The organism is Vibrio sp. Vb0304, from assembly GCF_033338995.1.
GTDB lineage: Bacteria > Pseudomonadota > Gammaproteobacteria > Enterobacterales > Vibrionaceae > Vibrio > Vibrio alginolyticus.
Window position 1 is genome coordinate 1 of record NZ_JAWOTT010000053.1, and the last position, 2,653, is coordinate 2,653.

Sequence of the window (2,653 nt, forward strand, 5' to 3'; positions counted from 1 at the left end):
GAGGTGATTCAGCCTTCCGGACACATATTGAGCAAAGGGTGTCGCCTTTTTGATTTTACTTTTTGCTTTGTCGGAAACGATACCTACGGTAAATACGAGGTCATTGACGGGTTGAGCACTAGCAAGAAAGGGGGAGCTTAAAGAAGCAAGCAGTAAGAGTGTGCAGGCAGGTTTCATCCGGCGTCAACATCCTTGGGTATGTGTTCTTGAACGACAAGATTCATAATAAAAGCAAATTGCACTTCAACGAAGCGCACAATCATTCAGTAATTATTGAGTTAGAACTCAAAAAGTGACTCGGTCACGTATCTTTCAAATAGTACCGATTTTGAATGTTAAGTACAGGAGTAATGTCGCTCTTTCAGTGACTGAAACACAAGTGAAACAGGGGATTTGTCGGCGTTCTGAGAAACAAGGCTCACTTAACTTGAACGGTGTAAGTGAGCCTAAAAATAAAATGAGAGGTTAAGCAAAGACTTATGCTGTTTGGGTTATTAGTGTGGCTCGTTAAGACATGCGTTCTAACTGTTTTACGTATTTTTGCTCTAGCGCTTCATTACCTGCCGCACGTTCTAACTCGATCATAAGTTGCAGTGACGGTTTTTTCACACCGTACATTTGATTAAATCGCATCAGTCGAATTCTTGCATCGGTAAAGTTGCCACTTTCTATTTCGAGTTTAGCCAGTTGGAGAATCGATTTTGGGCGGTGTGGGTCGTGATCGATAGCTCGCGTAAAGTAGTATTTTGCTTTGTCTTTATCTTGTGATTTCAATGCGCAGAAAGCGGCGTTTTCGTAGCTTGCAGGGATGAGGTAGTAATAAGGTTGTTCAATTGCGCGGTTAAACATTTGGTCAGCTTGTTGGAAATCACCTCGTTTACATAGAAATGTTCCGTAGTTATTGAGCACGTTGCCGTTTTTGGTGTGTTGGCGTAAAGAGCGTTTGTACATGTCTTCCGCTTTCGCATCTTCACCAACGGTTTCGTAGTAGTGTGCCATAGAAAGCTGTGCACGGTAGTATTGTGGGGCGTGGCTCAAGGCTTGTTGCAAGTTGTCGTGCGCTCGGATCATATTGCCACCTTCGAGATAACCAAGCCCAAGAGCGATGCGAGATTCTGCCATAGCAACAGGATCGGCCTTCACGAGAGGAGCGCCGTTTTCTTTTACGGTAACACAGCCTACGAGTGCAAACTGAGTCATCAACATTAGTGCACTGAGCGTTACGGTTTTCATTCTTCTTCCCCACATCCCTGAATCTGACAGCATGATATGAATTACGTAGCAAAAGCCCATTGAGGAAAAAGCACTATGCGATCAGGTTTGCAAACTGATATGAAAAAGCCGCCAGATGGCGGCTCGGTTCACAAACTTAATTCGTTGATTTAATCGTCTTTAGTGAAAGCATCTTCGCTGAAGTGATCCAGATCGTAAGGCGTTTGTTGGTATACGCAGTAGTTGAGCCAGTTCAAGAACAGCAAGTGTCCGTGGCTTCGCCAACTCGCAATGGGAGGGTTATCTGGGTTGTTGTTCGGGTAGTAATTGACCGGAATTGCCGGCTCCATCCCTTCACCCAAATCCCGAATGTACTCATTGTGAAGAGTGTGCGAGTCATACTCTGGATGGCCGGTAACAAAAACGTTTCGCTTGTCTTTGGTCGTTGCCAGATATACGCCCGCCACATCGGATGTGGCGAGAATATCTAAGTCGGTATGTTCTTCTAAAAAGTGTGGCGAAAAATCGGCATAACGCGAATGGGGCGCTAAAAACGTATCATCAAACCCACGTAAAATAGGGTGGAATGGATTATGAATTTGGTGATGATATACACCGGAAAGCTTTTCTTTACGCGTTTTTTTCGGCAAGTCATACAACAACTTTAAGCCAGCTTGCGCCGCCCAACACACATACAACGTCGAGGTAACATGGTCTTTCGCCCATTCCATGATGGTTTTTAAATGATCCCAATAGATCACATCTTCAAATTGCACTAGACCAAGTGGCGCACCAGTGATGATAAGACCGTCGAAATTCTTCCCTTTTACCATCTCAAACTGACGGTAAAACGTATCTAAATGCTCGGTTGGTGTGTTTTTGCTTGGTCGATTATCGATGCGCAGTAGCTCGACGTTTACTTGCAATGGACTGTTTGAAAGGAGGCGAAGAAACTGCGTTTCTGTTTCGATTTTCTTGGGCATCAAATTCAGAATCAGTACTCGCAAAGGACGTATTTCTTGACTCGCGGCACGAGTTTCGCTCATTACAAAGATGTTCTCTGTCCTTAGTACATCTGAAGCAGGTAGTTGATCTGGAATTCTAATTGGCACGACTTTCTCTCCCTAAGCTTAGTCAATCTAGACGTCTATACTTCTAAAGCTAACTTAAATTAAAATGGATGTCGATACGAAATGTGACTTTAGCCAAGGTTATTTCAAAACGCTGATAGCAGAAGATAGCGACGCCTATTAGATAGTATGGGAAAGGCACAGCAAAGCAGCCAGCAATTGTGATTAAAACAGGGTTTCTGATGAGACGAGGTTGAAACGAGGTGACTATTATTTGATGCGCATTATGCGATCAAGTTAGTATGCAAACGTGACTTGAATGTAACTTAGTCTTTAAATCGTGAGCCATACTAAAAACTATTCGCTCGCTC

Annotated in this window: 2 protein-coding genes; both read right to left on the reverse strand. The window is 43.6% G+C overall.

All coding sequences use genetic code 11. From position 1 onward, the window contains the following. Window positions 1–507: 507 nt before the first annotated feature. Entirely contained in the window at window positions 508–1,233 is a 726-nt protein-coding gene (pilW, locus tag R7P35_RS23580; RefSeq protein WP_318092733.1) for a type IV pilus biogenesis/stability protein PilW, read from the reverse strand. Window positions 1,234–1,382: 149 nt separating this feature from the next. Beyond that, window positions 1,383–2,324 carry a homoserine O-acetyltransferase MetA gene (gene metA / locus R7P35_RS23585; protein WP_005464332.1) on the reverse strand — a complete coding sequence of 314 codons (942 nt, stop codon included), beginning with the start codon at window positions 2,322–2,324 and terminating at the stop codon, window positions 1,383–1,385. Window positions 2,325–2,653 lie beyond the last annotated feature (329 nt).

Bases quoted from the DNA above. Each gene is read 5' to 3' on its own strand.
- pilW (WP_318092733.1), bottom strand. From the start codon at position 1,233: ATGAAAACCGTAACGCTCAGTGCACTAATGTTGATGACTCAGTTTGCA.